The organism is Bizionia myxarmorum (assembly GCF_008086205.1).
Lineage (GTDB): Bacteria > Bacteroidota > Bacteroidia > Flavobacteriales > Flavobacteriaceae > Algorimicrobium > Algorimicrobium myxarmorum.
Genome location: NZ_VSKK01000004.1, coordinates 39,677 through 63,406 on the forward strand (window position 1 = coordinate 39,677; position 23,730 = coordinate 63,406).

General features: G+C 34.8%; 20 protein-coding genes. 10 read left to right on the forward strand and 10 right to left on the reverse strand.

The annotated features are described in order from the left end of the window. Nucleotides 1-97: 97 nt before the first annotated feature. A complete protein-coding gene (locus ES674_RS13115; protein WP_148404724.1) occupies nucleotides 98-1,834 on the reverse strand; it encodes a M14 family metallopeptidase in 1,737 nt (578 codons plus the stop codon). Nucleotides 1,835-1,931: 97 nt separating this feature from the next. On the opposite strand from ES674_RS13115, the gene ES674_RS13120 reads away from it, so the two are divergent. Together ES674_RS13120 and ES674_RS13125 are read left to right on the forward strand one after the other, a co-directional pair. Continuing rightward, on the forward strand, nucleotides 1,932-3,593 hold the full coding sequence (locus ES674_RS13120) for a SulP family inorganic anion transporter (protein ID WP_148404726.1): 1,662 nt from the start codon (nucleotides 1,932-1,934) through the stop codon (nucleotides 3,591-3,593). A 180-nt stretch (nucleotides 3,594-3,773) separates the two neighbouring features. Next, on the forward strand, nucleotides 3,774-5,627 hold the full coding sequence (locus ES674_RS13125; RefSeq protein WP_148404728.1) for a T9SS type A sorting domain-containing protein: 1,854 nt from the start codon (nucleotides 3,774-3,776) through the stop codon (nucleotides 5,625-5,627). A 283-nt stretch (nucleotides 5,628-5,910) separates the two neighbouring features. On the opposite strand, the gene coaD is transcribed toward ES674_RS13125, so the two are convergent. Genes coaD through ES674_RS13140 form a run of 3 tightly spaced genes read right to left on the reverse strand, consistent with a single transcriptional unit; the run spans nucleotide 5,911 to nucleotide 8,295 of the window. Beyond that, nucleotides 5,911-6,366, reverse strand: a complete 456-nt coding sequence (gene coaD / locus ES674_RS13130; RefSeq protein ID WP_148404730.1) for a pantetheine-phosphate adenylyltransferase — start codon at nucleotides 6,364-6,366, stop codon at nucleotides 5,911-5,913. A gap of 3 nt (nucleotides 6,367-6,369) precedes the next feature. Further along, a complete protein-coding gene (locus ES674_RS13135; RefSeq protein WP_148404732.1) occupies nucleotides 6,370-7,236 on the reverse strand; it encodes a tetratricopeptide repeat protein in 867 nt (288 codons plus the stop codon). Between the two features lie 57 nt (nucleotides 7,237-7,293). Then, nucleotides 7,294-8,295, reverse strand: coding sequence for a D-alanine--D-alanine ligase (locus ES674_RS13140; RefSeq protein ID WP_148404734.1), 1,002 nt, complete (start codon nucleotides 8,293-8,295; stop codon nucleotides 7,294-7,296). 166 nt (nucleotides 8,296-8,461) lie between these two features. On the opposite strand from ES674_RS13140, the gene ES674_RS13145 reads away from it, so the two are divergent. The 3 genes from ES674_RS13145 to yaaA all read left to right on the forward strand — a co-directional run bounded on the left by ES674_RS13145 (nucleotide 8,462) and on the right by yaaA (nucleotide 10,960). After that, nucleotides 8,462-9,025: a PASTA domain-containing protein gene (locus ES674_RS13145; RefSeq protein ID WP_148404735.1), complete on the forward strand. Its 564-nt coding sequence runs from the start codon at nucleotides 8,462-8,464 to the stop codon at nucleotides 9,023-9,025. Between the two features lie 2 nt (nucleotides 9,026-9,027). Next, nucleotides 9,028-10,071 carry an RluA family pseudouridine synthase gene (locus ES674_RS13150; RefSeq protein WP_148404737.1) on the forward strand — a complete coding sequence of 348 codons (1,044 nt, stop codon included), beginning with the start codon at nucleotides 9,028-9,030 and terminating at the stop codon, nucleotides 10,069-10,071. Between the two features lie 130 nt (nucleotides 10,072-10,201). Beyond that, nucleotides 10,202-10,960, forward strand: a complete 759-nt coding sequence (yaaA, locus tag ES674_RS13155) for a peroxide stress protein YaaA (protein WP_148404739.1) — start codon at nucleotides 10,202-10,204, stop codon at nucleotides 10,958-10,960. A gap of 18 nt (nucleotides 10,961-10,978) precedes the next feature. On the opposite strand, the gene ES674_RS13160 is transcribed toward yaaA, so the two are convergent. Then, the gene (locus tag ES674_RS13160) at nucleotides 10,979-11,110 is read right to left on the reverse strand and encodes a 30S ribosomal protein THX (RefSeq protein WP_148404741.1); all 132 of its coding nucleotides are present in this window, start codon (nucleotides 11,108-11,110) and stop codon (nucleotides 10,979-10,981) included. Between the two features lie 63 nt (nucleotides 11,111-11,173). Here ES674_RS13160 and ES674_RS13165 point away from each other — a divergent pair, with 63 nt between their 5' ends. Further along, complete coding sequence (locus tag ES674_RS13165; RefSeq protein WP_148404743.1) at nucleotides 11,174-11,851, forward strand: uracil-DNA glycosylase family protein; 678 nt, start codon at nucleotides 11,174-11,176, stop codon at nucleotides 11,849-11,851. A 109-nt stretch (nucleotides 11,852-11,960) separates the two neighbouring features. Then, on the forward strand, nucleotides 11,961-13,202 hold the full coding sequence (locus tag ES674_RS13170) for a fibronectin type III domain-containing protein (RefSeq protein ID WP_246126057.1): 1,242 nt from the start codon (nucleotides 11,961-11,963) through the stop codon (nucleotides 13,200-13,202). A 90-nt stretch (nucleotides 13,203-13,292) separates the two neighbouring features. On the opposite strand, the gene ES674_RS13175 is transcribed toward ES674_RS13170, so the two are convergent. Together ES674_RS13175 and ES674_RS13180 are read right to left on the reverse strand one after the other, a co-directional pair. Further along, entirely contained in the window at nucleotides 13,293-13,748 is a 456-nt protein-coding gene (locus tag ES674_RS13175; RefSeq protein ID WP_148404745.1) for a hypothetical protein, read from the reverse strand. A 142-nt stretch (nucleotides 13,749-13,890) separates the two neighbouring features. Next, a complete protein-coding gene (locus ES674_RS13180; RefSeq protein ID WP_148404747.1) occupies nucleotides 13,891-14,307 on the reverse strand; it encodes a hypothetical protein in 417 nt (138 codons plus the stop codon). 205 nt (nucleotides 14,308-14,512) lie between these two features. Here ES674_RS13180 and ES674_RS13185 point away from each other — a divergent pair, with 205 nt between their 5' ends. Beyond that, complete coding sequence (locus tag ES674_RS13185; RefSeq protein WP_148404749.1) at nucleotides 14,513-14,968, forward strand: hypothetical protein; 456 nt, start codon at nucleotides 14,513-14,515, stop codon at nucleotides 14,966-14,968. 115 nt (nucleotides 14,969-15,083) lie between these two features. Next, complete coding sequence (locus ES674_RS13190; protein ID WP_148404751.1) at nucleotides 15,084-15,458, forward strand: hypothetical protein; 375 nt, start codon at nucleotides 15,084-15,086, stop codon at nucleotides 15,456-15,458. A 57-nt stretch (nucleotides 15,459-15,515) separates the two neighbouring features. Here the strand turns inward: ES674_RS13190 and hemL are convergent, their stop codons facing one another. The 3 genes from hemL to ES674_RS13205 are packed head-to-tail and all read right to left on the reverse strand — an operon-like array spanning nucleotide 15,516 to nucleotide 18,524. Beyond that, entirely contained in the window at nucleotides 15,516-16,802 is a 1,287-nt protein-coding gene (hemL, locus tag ES674_RS13195; protein WP_148404753.1) for a glutamate-1-semialdehyde 2,1-aminomutase, read from the reverse strand. Between the two features lie 16 nt (nucleotides 16,803-16,818). Continuing rightward, a complete protein-coding gene (locus tag ES674_RS13200) occupies nucleotides 16,819-17,631 on the reverse strand; it encodes a glucosaminidase domain-containing protein (protein ID WP_170234019.1) in 813 nt (270 codons plus the stop codon). A gap of 2 nt (nucleotides 17,632-17,633) precedes the next feature. Beyond that, complete coding sequence (locus tag ES674_RS13205; protein WP_148404755.1) at nucleotides 17,634-18,524, reverse strand: 1-aminocyclopropane-1-carboxylate deaminase/D-cysteine desulfhydrase; 891 nt, start codon at nucleotides 18,522-18,524, stop codon at nucleotides 17,634-17,636. Between the two features lie 200 nt (nucleotides 18,525-18,724). Between ES674_RS13205 and ES674_RS13210 the strand changes: the two genes are divergently transcribed. Further along, nucleotides 18,725-23,359 (forward strand): T9SS type A sorting domain-containing protein, encoded by a 4,635-nt coding sequence (locus ES674_RS13210; protein ID WP_148404757.1) that lies wholly within the window; start codon nucleotides 18,725-18,727, stop codon nucleotides 23,357-23,359. Nucleotides 23,360-23,730 lie beyond the last annotated feature (371 nt).

The window sequence follows — 23,730 nt, forward strand, 5'->3', positions numbered from 1 at the left end:
TTAAACACATTTTACATGATATAAAAAATAATTTTTGATAGACTAAAACATCGCTAACAATCTACATTTCAAACCGCCATACCTTTATAAAATTTAATTATTTCACGCGATAAACGGGATATTGTTTATAAGCCGCCTCTGAATTCGGAGACCTTTCGTAGAGCCAATTTAATTGCATATACCAATTATTGGCAAATTCAAGTTCAGATTGTTTTTTGGATTGAAATTCCAATTTTAATTCTGCATTATTATCCAATAAATCTTTAGAGGTATCTTCAAAAACATAAGGTGAAAACCCTTCTTTTCTTTGTAAAATAGTATCGAAAAAATTCCAGTTAAAAAAAGAATCTGGGCCTTGCGGCTCCAAGGTTTCTAAAATATAACGCATACCATTTTGCTTTGTAGCAATGAGATAGTCGCCTTTTCTAAAAGCAACCGATTCTTGTGACGTTAAAACGGTAGTTTGATAATGCTGATAATGACCTTCATACGGACTTTTACGGGTCTCAAAATCCGCAATTTTATAGGATTCTACGGAGATAATAGTGTCATTTTTGAATCGCGACATTTCAATCCCGTTTCGCTTTAATAAATCAATAATTTTGTGCCAACCTTGGGGAATTACATAGGCTTTTGGAACAGAAACCTCTACAGTCGGTTTAAAGTAATTTTGATATGTAACAGGTTTCTCAAAAGGTTTATTTCTATTATATTTTAAGCGCTGTTTTCCTGTTACAGCACTAGTTATCATTTCCCCTTCAAAACCTTTGAAGTTTAAAGTCGTAAATTTTGTGGTATCTACTTCCCAATCTAAAACATAGGTTTTTTGATTTTTAAATTTTTCAAACGCTGCTTTTCGTAGTTCAGAAATCTGTTTTCCTTCTTTTTCAATAATAGCAAGCATACTTCGCATTAATTCATAAGTTCCTTTCACTCTGGGCTTATAAGGTTTTAGCATGTGTGTTTCCACCATCATTCCAAACACATTCCAGAGCGCGGTATAACCTGTTGAATATCGTGGATAATCCATAAATTGGCTAAAACCAATTTCAGGAACTTCATTGAAAACATTGACATAAGGTGTAATATCCCAGTCTTTTTGTTGTAAATCGGCTTCTAAAGCGGGCATCATTTTGTTTTGCAAAAAATTACCTAATGCGCCACCTAATTTATTGTGCTGGGTAAATAAATGCGTCAACGTATATTGGTAATCTGCGCCATTACTAACATGATTATCAATAAAAATATCGGGTTTTACTAAATGAAATATCTGTGCAAAGGTTTTGGCATTTTCGGTATCGTTTTTTATAAAATCGCGGTTCAAATCATAATTCTGGGCATTACCTCTAAATCCATAAGCTTTTGGACCATCTTGATTGGCACGTGAACTTGTATTCCTATTTAAACTACCACCTACATTATAAATGGGTATCGTTACTAATACGGTATTTTTTGGTGTTGCAATTTTCCCTTGGGCCATATCGCGGTATAACATCATGGAAGCATCAATACCATCACTTTCCCCAGGATGAATGCCATTTATAATTAATAAAATACGCTTTTTTTTCCGTATAGTTTCAAAATTAAATTCGGATTCTGAATTAAATGTTACCATATGCAAAGGCTCACCAGAATCCGTTTTGCCAATGGCCTTAATCTGAATTTGCGGATATACCTTCGCTAAACCTGTATAAAACTGAATGGTTTCTGAATAAGTTGCTGTTTCTATCCCCTTACTGGTTTCAAAAACAGTTATAAAATCAGTTTTCTTGTTTTGAGCTTGTAAAAAATTGAAGGCTAAACAAATAGTTAGCAGGAGACCAAATCGAATCATAATTAGATATTTATAGGGTAAAACTAATCAATTTATCAGAATTTAAGCTTGTTGCCGCTCATAATAACTGTACTTTTGCAGCCTTAAAAAAAGTAAAATGACCCAATTTTTTAAAAAATTTACAACTAATCCTAAAAATGATATTTTAAGCGGTGTTACCGTGTCATTAGCCATGATACCAGAAGTAGTAGCATTTGCTTTTGTGGCGCAAATTGATCCGTTGATGGCGCTTTCGGGTGCATTTATCGTGGGATTGATAGCTGCTATTTTTGGAGGAAGACCTGGATTAATTTCTGGTGCTGCTGGTGCCGTTGCTGTAATTTTTGTGGCTATGATTGCCGAAGGCCATACTAAAGGCATGCTTTTCGATCAGCCCATAGAAAACATGGGTTTTTTCTATTTAATGGCCTGTGTTATTTTAATGGGCATCATTCAAATTTTAGCAGGTGTATTTAAATTAGGACGTTTTGTGCGCTTAATTCCGCATCCTGTTATGTTGGGTTTTGTTAACGGTTTGGCTATTGTTATTTTTTGGGCGCAGGTAAAAATGTTTACGCATAAATCTTTAGAAGTTTCCACAGATGGTGTTAAAACATACGTAAGTACCTATATGCAGGGTTCGGAACTTTACATGATGCTGGGCTTGGTGTTTTTAACCATGGCAATTATGACGGGTTTACCAAGAATCACTAAAAAAATTCCAGCAGCTTTAACGGCTATTTTAGCTACAACTTTCATCACAATCGGATTTAACTTAGATGTATCAACTGTTGGATCTTATATTATTGAAGGTGGCGGAACCGGTTTAAAAGGTGAGTTTCCCACTCCAAATTTAGAGTTGTGGCAAAATCTTCCTATTAATTTAGATACTTTAAACTTCATTTTACCATATGCCTTTCTAGCAGCTTCTGTGGGCTTGATCGAATCGTTGATGACTATGAATTTGGTGGACGAATTAACAGATACGCGTGGAAATGGCGACAAAGAATGTATTGCCCAAGGAACGGGGAATATTGTGTCGGGTCTTTTTGGCGGAACTGGAGGTTGTGGAATGATTGGTCAAACGGTAATTAATATTAACGCTGGTGGTCGTGGCCGTTTATCTGGTATCGTAATGGCGTTAACGCTACTAACCTTTATACTTTTTACTGACAAATTAATTGAACAAGTACCAATAGCCGCGCTAATAGGCGTTATGTTTATGATGGTTATTGAAACCTTTGCTTGGTCTAGTTTTAGAATTATTAAAAAAATCCCATTATCTGATGCATTTGTTCTAGTCATAGTTTCATCTGTTACGGTGATATATGATTTAGCGATTGCCGTATTTGTTGGTGTCATTATTTCAGCTTTATCGTTTGCTTGGGAAAACGCCAAACGTATTAGAGCCCGAAAACGCATGCGCGAAGATGGCACGAAAGTATATGAAATCTGGGGCCCTTTGTTCTTTGGAAGTATTACGGCTTTTAATGAAAAATTTGATGCGAAAAATGATCCTCAAATGGTGGAAATAGATTTTGTAGAATCTCGCATTAGCGATCACTCTGCTCTAGAAGCCATTTTTAATTTAGTTGAAAAATACGAAGCTGAAGGAAAAACCATCAAACTAAAACATTTAAGCGAAGACTGTAAACTTTTACTTTATAAAGCCAGTCCGAAATTTAAAGAAGTTATTATCGAAAATGTGGATGACCCGCGTTATCATTTGGCTGCAAACCCAGAAGAATTTCCAAAACCACTTTCAGAATATAAGTTTTAAGCTGTAAAATAAATCTAGCCTAGTAAATTTTTTCATCCATTTAATTTGCATGAGGTACTTTCGTCGATTAATTATACATCTATTTTCGTCACAGCGAGTATAAGAATGGTTTACCCGATTAATTTTTGTAAGACAAATCAACTTTTGAATATTTGCAAACATTAATTAATCTAAACCCTAATGAAAAAAATTACAAAATTTATATTTTCGAGTTTGTTCGCTATAATCGCAACTTTCTCTGCAACCGCATCAAACAATTTGGATGATGTTAACTTACCTAATACTAATCCTGATAGTTCTTTTACTACTGAAGAGTGTTATGCTTCTACAGTTGTTGATTTTCAACAGGGAACACTAAAAAATGGTGGTATAATTGGAGCAGATCGTTCAGATCCTAGTAAAGCTTTATATCAGCCTGATGCTTCCAATGCTGCCGGCGGCTTTGTTTCTTTGGGAGTCAGTGGATATATAATTCTTGGTTTTGACGGTGTAATCTATGACCAAGCAGGAAATGATTTTATGATTTATGAAACGTCATTTGCAGGAGATAATTGCAATTCTACTTCAGAAACGGCTTTAATTGAATTGTCGCAAGACGGAATTACTTGGGTAACATATGGTGAAATTTGCTTAGATGAAGCAATAGACTTTTCAGGTTTAGGTCTAAACTATGTATCTCAAATTAAAGTTACGAATACAGCTAATACCCCTGATGGATATGATTTAGATGGTGTGATTGCTATTAATGGCTGTCAAGAACTTATTCAGGAATGTTATGGAGCGGAAGTAATTTCTTATACTGCGGGCTTGACTAATACAGGTGTTGCAATGACAAACCCTAGTAGAATTAACCCAGCGAAAGCATTAGGACAGCCTCAAGGTAATCAAACTGAAAACTTTGTATCACTTGGATTTGGTGGTGAAGTTGTTATTGGATTTGATGGTGTTGTTAAGAATGAAGTTGGTAATGATTTAATTATTTTTGAAACAACTTTTGGAAACAAAAACTTCTCTAATTATCCAGAGTCGGCTGATGTCTATATTTCTCAAAATGGTGTTGATTTTTACTTGTTAGGCTCTGTACTTACTAGCGAATTTGCAACCTTTGATATTGATAATGCATTAACGCCAACGCCATTAACGTATATTACACAAGTTAAGCTTATTGATACAACTCCAACAAATTCTATTTCTGATGATGGTTTTGATCTTGATGGAATTATAGCAATCAATGGTTGTAGTGAACCTGAAAACGTTGTGTTTGCACGTTGTTCAGCATATGAAGTACTTGAATATAACGAAGGTACTACGCGTTCTGGAGGAACTGTTAACCCAATCAGAACTCAAAACCCTAATAACGTTCTTGGTTACCCTGAAGGAACAGACGAATATGGCGTATTTACAACTCTAGGTTACGGTGGAAATATCGTTTTATCTTTTGAAGGTGCTGTAGAAAATGTTGATGGAGATGATTTAAGATTTATAGAAACATCATTTAACCAAAGTAATGGATGTGGAGCTTACCCAGAATTTGCTGATATTTATGTTTCTTTTGACGGTTTTAGCTGGCATATGGCTGGTACTGTTTGTAAAGAAAACAATTCTATTGATATTTCAGATGCTGGTAACTTTGAGTACATTAATTTTGTAAAAGTTGTAAATAATGATACTTTATCTACTACTCCTGACGGTTATGATTTAGATGGTGTTATTATTATTGGAACTTGCGATGAATCTTTATCAGTAGATGATCAAGTTTTCGCTTCTAAACCAAGTATGGATGTTAAAGTTTATCCAAACCCTGTTGTTGATTCGGCTACAGTTAGATTTACTGCTTCAGAAAATGGTAAAGCAGGAATAGAAGTTTATGATTCTTACGGTAGAGCTATCACTACACTTTTTAAAGGAGACGTATTTGCAGGAGAAGACTATAAAGTTGAATTTAAAACAAATAACTTACCTAACGGAATTTATATTGGTAAAATAACAAATAACAATGTGACTAAAACAATAAAAATTGTTGTTTCTCGCTAATTAAACTACAATATCAATAGAAAAAAAAGCTGCCATATGGCAGCTTTTTTTATGCTCAACATTTAATTTGAAAACAACATAATTGCTGAATGTTGAATAAAAGTGTTCGATTTTGTTTTTTTGAGTTAGATTAGATATTGCTTTCACAATAGTCAATTTCCATTAAAACCATTGAATAAAAGTCTGCGCATTCATACAAAGAGGATTTTAATTGACATCAAACTGTAGAAGGTTGTTTTTTAATTGGAAATTAAAATACTTTATAAATAAATAGGACTGCACTTTACTTAACCCGAACACTATCAGGAACCAAAACCTTATAATCGCCTTTGTTTCTAATAACATCGCGAACAATACTGGAACTTATATAAGACGTTCTTGCAGCTGTTAATAAAAATACTGTTTCTATCTTGGATAATTTCCTGTTCGTATGAGCTATAGCTTTTTCAAATTCGAAATCGGCTGGATTTCTTAAACCGCGTAAAATAAATTCCGCATTAATTTCCTTGCAAAAATCGATAGTCATACCTTTATATGTAACCACTTTTACTTTCGGTTCATCTTTAAAAGCATCTTCAATAAATTTTTTGCGTTCTTCAAGCGTGAACATGTATTTTTTCTCGGCGTTGATGCCAATAGCAATTACAACTTCATCAAAAAGATGCACTCCCCGACTAATAATATCGAAATGACCTAGAGTTAATGGATCAAAGGACCCTGGAAATAAAGCTTTTTTCACAATTTAGAGTTTTTCTAATTCTTTTTCAAAATACTCAATATATTGTACATATTGAGGCGTTTTACTCGCATATTTTCTAGTTAATGCAGCCCATTCTTTAAACTTTTCTATGTTTTTCGAAACGAAATAACCATTGGACATGTTTAAAGCCATTTCACATTTCATAGCATCATCATTAGAAACTTCAATGCCTTTCGTAAAAGCTATTTCAGCCTTTTCCAACTGCTCTGAATTTAAATAGGCATATCCTAATTCTTTATATAAAAGTTGATTTTTAGCGTCATGTGCAAAGGCTTTTTCTAAAACTGGAATGGCCTTATCAAACTGTTGTAAGGCATTGTAAGCAAAGCCTAATTCAAATTCTAAACCATCGTGATTTGGTTCTATATCGTAAGCTTTCAAAAGTGGCTTTAAAGCATTGTGACTGGCAGAAACATGATTGTAATGATAGCCTATTTGTTTTAAATATGCCACGTCATCTTCAACCTTATAAATAGCAAGCCAATCCGGTTCTTCTGGAAGTTTTAGCGCCTTTTTTTGAGTTTCATTAAGCACTGAAACTTGGCTCGTGTTTTTGCTTAATCGTGCAATAACCAAACTTGTTTTAGGCTCTACAACTTCATTGGTAATTATGGTATTATCTACTACTTTAAAAGTATCCTCTTTACGAAACGTAAATCCTGCGCTTTCATCAATATAGATATAGCCATAAATATATGAATCCGATTCCGGAGATTTCGGAAAAGCTACCCATTCATTTACGGCGTCATAATACTTGGTGCTAAATTCTAATTTAGGAATAGAATCTTGGGAGAAACAGACTTGAAAAGATAAAAAAATAATTAACACAACTGAGAAATGTTTTTTCATAAAAACTTATTTAGACGAATATTGGGTTAATCAAAGATACAATTCAATAATTAAATCCTACTTTAATCTCCCTCCTTTGGAGGGATTAAGGGAGGATTCAATAGCATTTCCAAACAATTCTTCCAAACTAATACCAGCAGCTTCGGCTTGTTGTGGCAAAATACTGGCTTTAGTTAATCCAGGAACCGTGTTAACTTCCAACAAATGGGGTTCACCATCTTTAAAAATATATTCGCTTCTAGAGAAACCGGTCATTTTTAGAATTTCGTAAACTTTTTTCGCTAAAACGCTTACTTTTTCCGCATCGGCTTCTGAAATTCGTGCTGGTGTAATTTCTTGAGATTGGCCGAGGTACTTCGCTTGATAATCGAAAAAATCGTTATCGCTCACAATCTCGGTAATGGGTAGCACGGTAGTTTGACCTTTGTAGGATATGACGCCCACAGACACTTCAGTTCCATCCAAAAAAGATTCGATAATAACTTCATCATCCTCTTTGTAAGCGACCTCTAAAGCTGCATTAAATTCTTCTTTTTTATACACTTTTGAAATACCAAAGCTACTTCCTGCACGATTCGCTTTAACAAAACACGGCAAACCTACTTTTTTAATAATAGCGTCTTCGTCAATTTCATCACCTAAATTAATATAATAACTTTCCGCTGTTTTAATTCCATAAGGCTTTAAAACGCTTAAACAATCGCGTTTATTAAACGTTAAAGCGGCTTGATACATCCCACAACTGGTATGCGGAATTTTTAAAAGCTCGAGATAAGATTGCATATAACCATCTTCTCCTGGCGATCCATGAATGGCATTAAAAACACAAGCAAAGGTTATCTTTTCGCCGTTAATATTTACGGAGAAATCGTTTTTATCAACGGGAAATTCTTCAGAATCATCGGCAACATAAACCCACTTATTTTCAAAAATATGAATTCGGTATGGTATGTAATTTTCTATAGTATTTAACGCATTGTATACCACGTTCCCGCTTCGAAGGGAAATTTCGTACTCACTAGAGTAACCTCCCATTATTATAGCAATATTTTTTTTCATTAGCTGTATTTCCTTGATTCTAGGTTTCAGAGTGCAAATTAAAAATCATTTTTAGTCCAAAACTAGCAATAAAACGTATCTATTATTAATAAAGCTAAAATATCACTAATAAATCAAAACTAAAAACAGTTCTGTTTTTATATATTTGCCCAACAAATACGTTTCCATGAGTCTTATAAAATTCTTGACTAGTAAAACATTCCTAATACAAATTGTCCTAGCCGTTGTTGGCGTTGTTGTTTTGTGTTTTATATTATTGAAATGGTTGAATATTACCACCAACCACGGAGAATTTGAAACCGTACCGGAACTGAAAGGAAAATCTATTGGCGTTGCTAATATTGAGTTGACGGAAAATAATTTAAAATTAGAAATTTTAGACTCTTCAAACTACAACCCAGATTATCCTAAATTTTCGGTTATTGAGCAAGATCCTATTGCAGGCGAAAAAGTAAAAGATGGTCGTAAAATTTATGTCACTTTAAATCCGTCCGGATTCCGAAAAGTGAAAATTCCGAATTTAAAAGAAAAAACGTTCAGACAAGCCAAGCCAACTTTAGAAGCTTTAGGCTTTGTAATTGGCGAAATAACATACACCGATTATTTAGGTGAAAACGAAGTAGTAAAACTAAAGCACAAAGGTGCAGAAATAAAAGAGGGTGACGAGTTGCCTAAAACATCTAAAATCGATTTGGTTTTAGGAAATGGTAACAGACCAGGTTCAAATTAATTATGGTAGAAGATTATACTCCAGAAAATCAAAGCGAAAACGACGAATTATTTGAACATTTTGCTTTTACTGCCGACAAAGGTCAAACCCCACTTCGGATAGATAAATATTTAATGAATTTTATTGAAAACGCCACGCGTAATAAAATTCAAGCTGCCGCGAAAGAAGGCAATATTTATGTGAATGATGTGGTGGTAAAATCCAATTATAAGGTAAAACCTCATGATAAAATTCGGGTGATGTTCGAGCATCCACCTTATGAATACCTACTCACGCCAGAAAATATTCCATTAAACATAGTTTACGAGGACAACGATTTATTAGTCGTTAATAAAGAACCCGGTATGGTAGTTCATCCTGGTCATGGTAACTATTCCGGGACTTTAATTAATGCGCTTATTTATCATTTTGAAAACTTACCTAATAATTCTAGTAACCGTCCAGGATTGGTACATAGAATTGACAAAGACACGAGTGGTTTGTTGGTAATTGCCAAGAATGAAGAGTCTATGACGCATTTAGCCAAGCAGTTTTTTGATAAAACTAGTGAACGTGAATATGTGGCAATTGCTTGGGGGAATATGGAGGAAGATGAAGGCACTATTGAAGGCAGCATTGGCAGACACCCAAAAAACCGTTTACAAAACACCGTTTACACCGGAGATGACGCCGATAAAGGGAAACCAGCCGTTACGCATTATAAAGTTATTGAACGATTAGGCTATGTAACGCTCGTTTCTTGTAAATTAGAAACCGGCCGAACGCATCAAATTCGTGTGCACATGAAATATATTGGTCACACACTTTTTAATGACGAACGCTATGGTGGCGAGCGTATTTTAAAAGGAACCACGTTTACCAAATACCGTCAATTTGTAGATAATTGCTTTAAAATTTTACCAAGACAAGCACTTCATGCCAAATCTTTAGGATTTATTCATCCTAAAACAGGCGAAATGATGCGTTTTGATTCTGAAATTCCACAGGATATGCAAGCATGTATTGAAAAATGGCGTAGTTATTCCAATCATCAAGATTCAGAATAAATTTCCTTTATAGTTTTATAAGAAAGAATAAAATTAGAAATTGATTTTTTCAGAAGTGAATTGTAACTTTGGTAAAAGCAAAATAGTTACGAACCTTTAAATCGATTCCTAATTTTAGGATTTTTTACATATGAAACTCGTTTTATCTCCAGCCAAATCATTAGACTACGATAGTAAATTACCAACTACTATAGGCACAGATTCTATATTTTTAAAGGAATCTGAACGATTAAATTCTGCACTTAAAAAGAAATCAGAAAAGGATTTATCCAAGTTAATGAAGATTTCAGATAACTTAAGTCATTTGAATTATGAGCGGAATCAAGACTGGAAATTGCCGTTTACAAAAGAAACGGCCAGACAAGCTATTTACGCTTTTAACGGCGACGTATATCGCGGTTTGGATGCTTACACTATTCCTAAAGATAAAATAGAAAAACTTCAAGATACCGTTCGGATACTTTCCGGCTTATATGGTGTTTTAAAACCTTTAGATTTAATCATGCCTTACCGTTTAGAAATGGGCACTAAAATGCCTGTGGACAAGCATAAAAATCTATATGAATTTTGGCAGAAAAAAGTGACCAAAGCCTTAAATGATGAGTTGAAAGATGATGAGTTATTTCTGAATTTGGCCAGTAACGAATATTTTAAAGCTATTGATAAAAAGACCTTAAAGGTGCCGATTATTGATGTGGATTTTAAGGAGTACAAAGATGACAAATATAAAACCATCGGTATTTATGCCAAAGCGGCCCGTGGTTTAATGACGCGTTTTATAATAGACAAAAACGCCCAAACCTTGGATGACATTAAAGCATTCAATTTGGACGGTTATGGTTTAAGTGATGAATTATCCACTAAAAACAATCTCGTTTTTACCAGATAATTTAAAATAGTACATATTTTAAGCTTTAGCTTTTTTATCAATGCTTATTTTTTCTTCTATACGCACTTGTTTTTTAATTCGTGGTCTTCTTACGCCGTATGAACCACGATTAATTTTACCGCGTCTTGTTTTTTTATCCCCTTTTCCCATAAATTTTTATATTATAATGTGAAGTGATAATTTACAATAATTTAATGGCCTTTAAAAGTATAAATGACTTTCTTTCATAAACATCCCTACCAACCATTTATTCAAAAAGATACCACCAAATTAATTGTTGGCACCTTACCGCCGCCGCGTTTTTCTACCCGCCAATTGCATGAAAAAGATGTGGATTTCTGCTATGGAAGTTATTTTAATAGTTTGTGGTTGTTTATAGACAAAATTCACAATTTAAATCTGCTTTATGATAATTCAGAAGCCGCCGTATTACAGCGTAAGCAGTTTTTAATTCAACATAAAATTGGTGTTTGTGATATTGTAGATAGTGCGGAACGTGAAAAAATTGATGCGTCAGATTTGGGCATGAATAATATTAAACTTCGAAATATTATTGGGTATATAAAGCAATATCCTAAAATTGACACCTTGTTATTTACGGGAGGCAATAGTAAAAATGGGCCCGAATATTTCTTCAGAAAACATTTAAAAGCTAATAATTTGAAATTGGAAGTCGTTTCCAATAAAGTACCTCGCATTCATCAATTTTATTTAGATTCTAATGATAAAAACACAGCAAAACGCTTAATTAAAACCGTTTCCTTAACATCTGGTTCAGGTGCTGCCAATATTTCTATTAGCAGATTACCACTTTATAAGCAACTAAAAGCGCGGAATCCCAATTTCAACACCTTTGATTTTCGGGTGCTGCAATACCGCGAATTCTTTTAAATTAATACGGTTTTGTTATTAGATAAATAACAATTGTTATAATTTTTAGAATTTTTAATCAATTTAAAGCTTAAAAATCCTATTTTAACAACCGCTAAAAATATCAATAATGAAAAATAATCTACTATTCCTTTTCACCTGCCTATTCCTAGTTTCTTGCTCCAGCGATGATGACGCGGTAACGGTTCAGCAATGCGTCAAACCAACTAGTTTGGTAGCTAGCTTGATCACATTTGAAAGCGCGACAATTACTTGGTCTGACACCAACAACGCCAATACGTTTACTGTTGAATATGGCACAACCGGTTTTACTTTAGGCTCTGGAACAACTAAAAACAGAACGGAAGCATCTGTTATGCTAACTAATTTGTCAGCAAACACCAGTTATGATGTATATATTAAAACAGCTTGCAGTATAGAAAATTCCAGTATGTATTCTGAAGTATTAACCTTTACAACGGCCGTACCATTAGTAATTCCGCAATTACTTCCAAATCTATCCGATTTAAATTTATTTGTTGGAAACTTAAATAATCTAACGCCAAGCTCTCGTGCTTTTGAATACAATTTAAACACACCATTATTTACAGATTATTCCCATAAGCAACGCTTAATTGCTTTGCCACCAGGAACTAGTATGGATTATGTTGACAATGGCTTTCCAGATTTCCCTGATAACACCTTGATTTCAAAAACCTTCTATTATTTTAATGATGAACGTAACGAGTCATCGGGCAAAACTATTATTGAAACCCGTATTTTAATAAAAATAAATGGTATTTGGGAATTGGGCAACTATAAATGGAACGCCAATCAAACAGATGCTGTTTTAGATGATTTGGCGCATACCGTTCCTGTAAATTATGTCGATATGAATGGGACAAGTCAAAATATAAATTATGGTATTCCTAATATGCAAGATTGTATAGATTGCCATATAAAAAGTAGCGTCATTACGCCAATCGGCCCAAAATTACGTACTATGAATTTCAACAACCAACTTCAAGATTTTATTAATGCAGGTTATTTAACCAATTTATCGAGTCCTTCTAGTGTGACTTCTTTACCAAACTGGGAAGACACAAACAACACGCTGGAAGAACGCGCTCGTGCTTATTTTGATGTAAATTGTGCGCATTGCCACACGGAAGGTGGTTTCTGTGAGTACCAATCAGATTTACGTTTAAATTTTGAAACTCCCTTAGCTGATTCCATGATTGCGGAATTAAAAGCAAGTATTGATAGTCGCATGGGCCGCTACAGTGCCGGTTTTAGTATGCCGTTAACAGGAACAAGCATGATACATAGTGAAGGTTATAGCTTAATAAGACAGTATTTAAGTACACTTTAAAATTCACCTATTAAAAAACCCAATGATACTCCTATCATTGGGTTTTAAACTAATTAACTAAAAAACTAATTTGAAAAACTAACTTATTTTCTATTTGTTTGGATTGAAATTTTCTGGTAAATAATCGTTTACGTTAAAATTAAAATAAATTTCTTCATCTATTTCAACGATGTCAATTTGGCTCCAGTCAATCGCATTTTTTCCTTTTAATGCATTAAATTCCTTTGGTAAATACGCACTTGTATTAAAATCCAAGACCGTTTCTTCTGGCTTTTCAATCAGACAAATTTTACCCCAATTTAAATTATTTTTACCCTTTAACGGATTAAAGTTTTCTGGCAAATAATTATGAATATCAAAATCGAAAATCATTTGCTCGGCGACCTTATACACATAAATATCTTCAACATGTAAAACCCTGTTACCATTATCAGGTTCGGTTGAATCCGAAAGCGGATTGGTATTATTTTTATCTGAAATAAAGTTACTTGCCACAGCTGAACTGATGGTTAATAAAAAACTACTTAAAATTAATAAATGTTTCATTTTTCTGTTATGATTAAGTCATTCAAATAGTAAGACTATCTAAAAGCTGTTTCGTTTCATTTTTTTAGAAACATTTAACAATAAAACACTGATTTTAAGAGTATTTAAGAAATTATACCGTTTTTCAATTGTTATAAATTTTTTAATCTACTACGGCTTCCACATTTTTATAAATAAAATCTACAGAATCCGTATTATTTATAATGTCAAAAGTCAAGCCTCTTAATTCGGCGCCCAAATATGAAACGCCTTTAGTTCTTTTAATTTCCTCCAAACCGCTCCAATCCTTTACAATTAGTGTGGCTTCAGCGCATAATCCATCACCTTGCACATCAATAGTAAGAGATTCTTCGCCATTTTGCTTATTAAAACTATTTAATAGATACGTTAGGTTTCTGGCACCTATTCTGTCTATTTCTTTCACAAGTTCTTGTTGATAAATGCCCGTTTCTGGTTCATTTGAATTTAAAATAGAACTCGTGTTTTTGCATACCGTAGTTGTGCACGAAATGGCTAAAACTAAAATGATGACTAATGGTAAAATGGCTTTTAATTTCATATATATTATTTTGGTTAAGCATAAAAACGTTGGACAATAGCATTTAGTATGAGTATTTATTTATAAGAATAGTTACAATATTTCCGAAGGTATTAAGTTGCTAATTTTCAACTAAAAGAAAATGTAAATACACTAGGAAACAAAAGTAACTTTAAACCTTTTTAAAAATTCGAGGTCTTATTTGAACAACTTAAATTTTTAGATCATGAAAAAACTTTTAATCATAGCAATAGTATTATGCAGCATGCAACTATCTGCTCAGGACAGAAAACAAATGCATAAAAAAGGAAATGGCAATGAAAAAATGCAAACTTACACGCCGGAAGAAAGAGCGCAATTACAAACCAAGAAATTAACATTGGCTCTAGATTTAAACGAAGCACAACAGCAACAGGTCTTGGCCTTGCAGTTAGAGAATGCGGAGGAACGCAACTTAAGAATGGAAAAGCGGAAAAGTGCAAAAACAGCACAAGAAGCAAGATCATTTTCAAGTGATGAAAAGCTTCAAATGAAAAATGCTAGGCTAGACAAGCAAATAGCCCAAAAAAGTAAGATGAAGACTATTTTAAACGACGAACAATATAGCAAATGGGAAAACTTTCAGGAAAAACGTTTGGAAGAAAGACGCGAACCCATGAAGCATAGAAAACAACGTAAATAATATGAATTTGATTTTAGTCACTTTTAAAAAGGATCCGATGGTAAAAATCGGAGCCTTTTTTCATTAATTGCATATTTTGTTGTTTCTTTAAATTCTAAATATAAAAAGCCCCATCATGAAAAAACTACTATTAATAATTGTATTGACATTTGTTGGCATGCAAGTTTCTGCACAGCAAACAACGGATTCGAATTCTAAACTTGAAAAAATAGCCAGCGAGCAAGTTGCCTTATTCCATAAAAAGCTAAATTTAAATGAAAAGCAACAAGAATTGGCAACAAGCCTAATTTTAGAGCATTTAAAAACAGAAAAAACTCAAAAACTTATAGGTACTTCCAAATCTAAATCTGCTTCATTAGAATCGGATAGCAAGATAATGGAGCTTATAAACCGAGCGCTTTTGGATGAACCAATTTTTGACAAAGAGTTTACGGAGATTCTAGATGAAAATCAAGAACAAATTTTAAATAAGATGATTCCTAGAGTTTAGGTTCTCTTAATAATAAAGCATAAAAAAAGCGACTTGAAATTCAAGTCGCTTTTTTTGTTATAAGGTTTTTGCAACGGCTTCAACAGCTGCAATCGTTTTATCTAAATCGTCGTAGCTTAAGGCATCTGTAATAAACCACGTTTCAAAAGCACTTGGAGCAATATAAATTCCGTGATTTAACATACCGTGGAAGAATTTCTTAAACGTATCATTATTTCCAGAAGCCGCTGATTGGAAATCAACAACCGCTGTTTCAGAAAAATGAACCGATATCATAGATCCCACACGATTAATAGTGTGAACGACTTTATTAGCGTCTAAAACGCGCGCCATACCCACATGCAAATAAGCCGTTTTCTCTTCTAAACGCCTGTAAACCTCATCATCTTGATTTAAGGCTTGCAACATGGCCAAACCAGCAGCCATAGCCAAAGGGTTTCCACTTAAGGTTCCAGCTTGATATACAGGCCCAATTGGCGCTAGGTGATTCATAATTTCTTCACGAGCAGCAAAAGCGCCAACTGGCAATCCGCCGCCGATAACTTTTCCGAAGCAAACCAAATCTGCTTTAATACCATATAATTGTTGAACGCCACCTTTAGCCAAACGGAATCCCGTCATAACCTCATCAAAAATTAGAAGAATATTATGTTTAGTACATAAATCTCTTAAGCCTTGTAAAAAATTAGGTTTTGGAGGAATACAACCCATATTACCAGCAACCGGTTCCATAATAATACACGCAATTTCATTAGGGTTTGCTTCAATTAATTCACGTACATTATTTAAATCGTTAAAACGTGCTAACAAGGTATCTTTTGCAGTACCAGCAGTAACGCCAGGACTATTAGGCGAACCAAACGTTACCGCACCACTTCCCGCTTGAATTAAAAAACTATCACTATGGCCATGATAGCAACCGGCAAATTTTATAATTTTATCTTTTCCTGTAAAACCACGTGCCAAACGAACGGCACTCATACACGCTTCCGTCCCTGAATTTACAAAGCGAATTTTATCAATATTAGGTACCATAGAAACAGCTAATTCCGCAATCTGGGTTTCAACTTCTGTAGGTGTACCAAAGGACGTTCCTAATTTCGTTTTTTCAATAACGGCATCAACAACGGGTTGATATGCATGCCCTAAAATCATAGGTCCCCAAGAATTAATATAATCAATGTACTGATTATCATCTTCGTCAATTAAATATGGACCGTATGCTTTTTTTATAAAAATAGGTGTTCCTCCAACGGCTCCAAAAGCTCTTACTGGCGAATTCACACCACCTGGAATTACTTTTTCAGCATGTGCAAAAAGCGCACTACTTCGTGTATACTGCATAAAAATAGTATTTTAATTAATTTGATTTCACGACTAATAAATCGCCAATATTTAAATCATTAGACGCTAAATTATTAAGTTTTTTTAAATTATCAACAGAGGTATTATAGCGTTTAGAAAGAGAATATAAAGTATCACCTTTTATAACGCGATGAGATAAACCAGCGTTATTATTAGAATTAACCACTAATTTCCTTCCGGTAACAACTTCGTCATATTTATAAAGTTCAAAGCGTTCAATAAGACTGATTAATTTGTCGGGATACTTTCTATCCGTAGCATAACCCGCATCTTTAAGGCCTATAGCCCAACCTTTATAATCGTCAATTTTTAATTCGAATAAACCCGAATAACGTTTACGTTCTTTTAAAAACAAAGAGTGATCGCGATATGAATATTTGGCATCATTATACTTTCGGAAACATTCTTGATCTGCATCGTCGTCATGATAAATTTTAGCACCCGTCCATTCATGACATTTTATCCCAAAATGATTATTAGCCTCTACAGACAATCGTCCCTTTCCAGAACTAGATTCCAAAATCCCTTGTGCCAATGTAATACTAGCCGGAATATGATACAAACGCATTTCTTCTTGAGCAATACCGCTGTAAGTAGCAATGTAAGCATCTATGGGATTGCTATGAACTACAACGGGTTCCTTAACGGGTTTATCCGTTTTTGTTTCCAATATAGGTGCTTTTACCTCTGGTCTTTTTACAACACGTTCCGTTTTATCGCGTTTTTTAGCTTTAGAAGCCGCTCGTTTTTTAGAACCGCAACTAACCACTATTAATACCATACAAATTAATACTACTACTCGCTTCATGATTACTGAATTTTTGCCCTATTTTTCTTTTCCAAAAACTGATTCATCCCGGCAATACCTTGTAAACCTCCGGTGTGAATCATCAATATTTTTGCGTCTTTTGGAAAATACCCATTTTTTAATAAATCGAAAACTCCAAACACCATTTTCCCTGTGTAAACGGGATCTAATGGCATTTGAAATTGTCGTTTAAACTCATTAATAAAACTGATTAACTCCGTATTTATTTTAGCATAGCCACCAAAATGATAATCCGTAATTAAATCCCAGTTGTCATTTCGTGCAAATTTACTAATATCTTTCCATAAAAAATCACCTTTCAGTGCGGGAAAACCAAGAATCTTTTGGTGACTTTTAGAAGCGTTTATTAATCCTGAAATAGTTCCGCCGGTTCCTACGGGACAGGTTATAAAATCGAATTCGGCATCCTGCTCGGTTAAAATCTCTTCGCAGCCTTTAATGGCTAAATCATTCGTTCCACCTTCGGGAATGAGATAAAAATCACCAAATTGGTTTTTTAAATTTTCTATGAATGTAACTGACTCTTTTAAGCGATACGTTTCGCGGGAAACAAAATGAAATTGCATGCCTTGATTTTGGGCATATAACAAGGTAGGATTTTCGGTTATTTTATCAGCTAATTCTTCACCACGAATAATGCCAATAGTTTGAAAACCGAACCGATTTCCCGCAGCTGCAACAGCGGCTATATGATTGGAATACGCGCCACCAAAGGTTAAAAGCAATTTACAACCTTGCTTTTTAGCTTCAAATATGTTGTATTTTAATTTTCGGTATTTGTTTCCAGAAATGAAAGGATCTATCAAATAATCAGGTTTTATAGACAACTGATTATCAATCTGAATATTTAATTTTTCTGCTATAACGAACATGAATAATATTTAATAAATATTTATGATATTAATTTTGGTAGACTATAATTTTTACTATATTTCCCAATAATATATGGAATTATCGACAATTTAACATTTAAACGACTAATTCCGTTATTTAAACCCCAATACCTACCCTACATAGCCTATTTGCAATGGTGAAAATACAACATGTATTTAACAACCTCTAATAGCGACGTATGATTAGAAAATTACTCCTACTGACAAGCATCCTATGCTTTTCAGTTTTTACAGATATTTTTGCTCAAGCACCAATAAATGATAATCCTTGTAATGCTGTAGGTTTAACTGTAAATTCAGATTTTAATTGTGGCGTAATTACAGCAGGAACTACTATTAACGCAACAGCTTCTGCACATCCAGATGATGTTTCAGGAGCACCTAATAATGATGTATGGTACTCTTTCGTTGCAACTAGTACTCAACATAGAGTTCAACTTCGTAATATTATAAATCAGGGTGGAGGAACATCAACAAGTACTGACATGGGAATTGGTGTTTATGATGGTACTTCTGGTTGTAGCTCATTAATTCTTGAAGGTTCTAGTGATCCAGAAACATATGATATTGGTGGATTGACAATTGGCACATTATATTATGTAAGAGTTTATGGTTGGTATTCTTCCATTCAAAATAACAATTTTAATATTTGTATTGGAACTCCTCCTCCACCTCAAGGAAACGATGATCCTTGTGGTGCAGTTAGTTTAACAGTAAACTCCGACTTATCTTGTACAAACACAACTTCTAGTACAGTAGTAGGAGCTACTAACTCTGGCATCAATGCTTGTTTAGGTACTGAAAACAATGATGTTTGGTTTAGTTTTGTAGCTACTAATACAAACCATTCAATAAACCTATTAAATATTACTGGAAGTACTACAGATATGGTTCATGCTGTTTATGGGGGATTTATTGATCCTGATTGCAGTGTAGCTGTTGGTGATAATATTAGTTGTTCTGATCCTAATAGTAGCGCTATTGGTGGATTAACTGTTGGTCAAACTTATTTTGTCCAAGTATATACCTATTACACTGGATCTGCAACTACAACTTTTGATATATGTATTGGTACACCTCCTCCAGGACCCGCAAATGATGATCCATGTGGAGCCGTAAGTTTAACAGTTAATCCAGATTATTCGTGTGCAAATACTACATCAGGAACCGTTGCTAGTGCAACAAATTCTGGACTAAACCCATGTTATGGAACAGCTAATAATGACGTTTGGTATAGTTTCGTTGCTACTAATACTAGTCATACAGTAGATATATTAAATGTCTCTGGTTTTACAGATATGTATCATGCAGTTTATGGTGGCTTTATTACACCAGATTGCTCTGTTGATGCTTCAGATAACATTGGTTGTTCTGATGCTAATAGTAGTTCTATTGGCGGTTTAACTGTAGGTCAAACTTATTTTGTTCAAGTATACACCTATTCTAATGGGGCTTCAACCGCTACTTTTGATATATGCATCGGAACCCCTCCTCCACCTCCAGCTAACGATGACCCTTGTGGTTCTATAGCTTTAACAGTTAATCCAAATTATTCGTGTGCAAGCACAACCCCTGGAACTATTGCTAGCGCTACAAATTCTGGTGTTAATGTCTGTGGTGGAACTGAAGATGATGATGTATGGTATCATTTTGTTGCTACTGGCCCAAGTCATACCGTTGATTTAATAAATATTGCAGGAAGTACAACCGATTTATACCATGCTTTATATGGTCCATTTACCAATGCTAATCCACCAAACTGTACGAATGCTGCGGTTGCTGGTTCAAATATTAGTTGTTCAGACCCGAACTCTAGTACACTAACTGGATTAATAGCTGGTAGAACCTATTTTGTGCAAGCATATTCTTGGACCTCTACTCCTGGTCAAACTACAACTTTTGATATTTGCATAGGAACCCCTCCTCCTCCTCCAAGTAATGATGAACCTTGCGAAGCAATTTCATTAACACCAAATTCAATATGTAATTATTCTTTTTATACGAATGCATCTGCTACAGCCAGTACTGGAGTTACTGCTCCAGGTTGTGGTAGTTACTCTGGTGGTGATGTCTGGTTTTCAGTTTTAGTAGATTCGACTGGCGAAATGACAATTGACACAGAAACAGCAGCCATAACAGATAGTGGGATGGCTGCTTATTCAGGAACCTGCGGCGCATTAACTTTGATAGAATGTGATGATGACGATAGTGCCAATGGCGCCATGTCTCAAATCATTCTAACAGGTCGTACACCCGGCGAGACCATATATATTCGTTTTTGGGAATATGGAAATGATAATCAAGGTACTTTCGGCATATGTGCTACATCTCCTATTCCTCCAGATGTATATGGAGTGTATTTGCCTTGTCCTGGCGAGCCAAGCGAGCCATTAACATCCACCATTGAATGTCAGGGAGCTTTAAGTATTGGTAACACCATTAATGGTAATCTTAATGCCGCAACTAACAATGTCGCTTTGCAACCATTAATCTTTATTTCAAGTGCAGACCCTTGCCAGTTTGACGCTACAGATACCTCAAATTATACCTCAGTTAATTTCACTGTTGATGCCACAGGAACATATGTATTTGCAGCAGAAACCCCTATTCCTTATTTTGATTCTATGGGTTATATCTATGAAACAGCCTCTGGGTTTACACCTGGAACATGTTCCCCAGGATATATTGCAGGTGATGATGATGATGGCCCTAATCTAGATCCATTAATAACAGCAAATCTGACTGTTGGTGTGACCTATACTTTAGTAACTACTAAATTTGCATTTGGTAGCACGACACATACAGGTGCATTCACATGGAATGTTACTGGTCCACCAAGGGGTATAGACTGGTATACAACTCCTACTGGAGGCACACCTATTGGTTCTGGCTCAACTTTTGACCCTGTTGGCGTAGCTGGATCACCTTTGGCAGATACTAATACGGCTGGATTATATTCATTTTGGGGCGCATGTCCAAGTACGCCTGGAGTTAGATTTCAAGCAGATTACATTATAGGGAAAATGTGGAACGGCTCTCAAAGCACAGATTGGTATAACGCAAACAACTGGACTCCATTAGGAATTCCTACATCTGCAGATTGCGTAGTTATTCCTAACATTACTAATTCAAACAATTTATCTCCAATAGTTTTAGGTTTAACCCCACCAATCCCGCCACTTCCTGGATTAGGAAAATCCTTGCGTGTAGATAATAATGGCCACTTGGAACTGCTCCAATATGCCAACTTAATAATTGCAGATGGCATTGACGTGGCTAACAATGGGAGAATTGTTTTAAGAAGCGGTTCTAATCTTATTCAAGTTACCAATACAGGCATTACCAATTCGGGTACAATAAACATGCAAAGAACCGTTAACAATCTTCTACCACAAGATTATGTGTATTGGTCTTCGCCCGTAGATGGCTTTAATATTACGCAAGTTTCACCAAACTCTAACTTAAGATATAAATGGATACCTACTATTTCAGGAAATGGCGCTGGTAATTACGGTAATTGGGAAGCCACTTCTGAAATCATGCAATCAGGAAAAGGCTACATTGTTCGTGGAGTTTCAGGAGCTTTAACATTTCCTACAACACCTGCAAATACAGTTGAATTTAGAGGAACTCCTAGAAATGGCGCCACTCAAATTCCAGTTTCTCGTGGAACTTACACTGGAGGGCCTTATACTGGAGCGGGAAATACGCAAGCAACCGCATTGGACGACAACTGGAACCTTATAGGCAACCCCTATCCCTCTGCTATTTCAGCCGATGCCTTTATTGCACAAAACGCAGGTAATATGAGCTCACCAATTATTGCGGGTACCGTTTATTTATGGACTCACGTTTCTGCACCAATTTCGGCAACGGATCCTTTTTACGGTAATTATGTTTATAATTATAACGCTAATGATTATATAGCATATAATGGCACGGGCTCCAATCCTCCTAATTTTAATGGAAATATTGGAGCTGGTCAAGCATTTTTTGTCCTCATGAATGATGGTGCATCCACACCTTCTAACGTTGAGTTTAATAATTCCATGCGCTTTGACTCTGCACTAGCACCTTACGATAATAATGAGTTTTTTAGAGATGGCGAAAACACCAATCGGAGTCCTTTAGAAAAACACCGCATTTGGATAGATCTTGTGGCTTCAAACAATAAAGCCAATTCCATTCTAGTCGGCTATATAGAAAACGCAACCAATTATGTTGATATACTTTTTGATGGTCATGAATTAAGCGAAACAAGTAACCGTTTCTACTCGCTAGTTAGCTCGGAAGAAATGGCTATACAAGGAAGAGCATTGCCGTTTGTTGATTCCGATTTGGTACCATTAGGCGTTAAAATTGCTACTAATGGTAATTACAAAATAGCATTAAATACGCTTGACGGATTATTTTCAGAAACCGATCAAACTATATATATTGAAGATATATACACGAATACCATTCACAACATCCGTATGTCGCCTTATAGTTTCCATTCGGAAACCGGAATATTCAATGACAGATTCATTTTAAGATATACAGATAACGCATTGTCCCTTGATGATTTTAATGCCAACTCTGGCATAACAATCAGCGCGCCAAATAGCAATTATATTAAGGTGTCATCTAAAAACAGTGCTATTAAATCAGTTTATGTTTATGATATGTTAGGGCGCCAATTAATTCAGAAACTAAACATTAATTCACAAGAAATAGTTATAGATAACATGAGTTTTTCTGAAGGCACTTATATCGTTAAAGCCATCACGACTAATAATATAACGCGCATTGAAAAAGTGGTTTTAAAACATTAATCTTTTAATATAATTCTTAAAATTCCAAAACGACCTTGGTTTTAAATAATTAAGGTCGTTTTTTTATGGCATAAACTGAAATACGACATCACAAACCCACCACCCAACGATTTCAATCATTAATGTAATTAGTGTCAATCACATCCTCCCTGTAATTCGTGTCTAAATATGCAATCCCTCCGCGAAACTTTGCGTGACTCCGTAAATCTCTGTGTAACAACCAAAAAAAAACAATCTAAAACTAATACCTCACCTATAGATACCCTATAGATACCCTATGGATACCCTATGGATACCCTATGAAAAACAGAATGGATACAAAACAACCTAAAACAGGAACATATGTAACTAATTCAAACAAAAGTGGAATT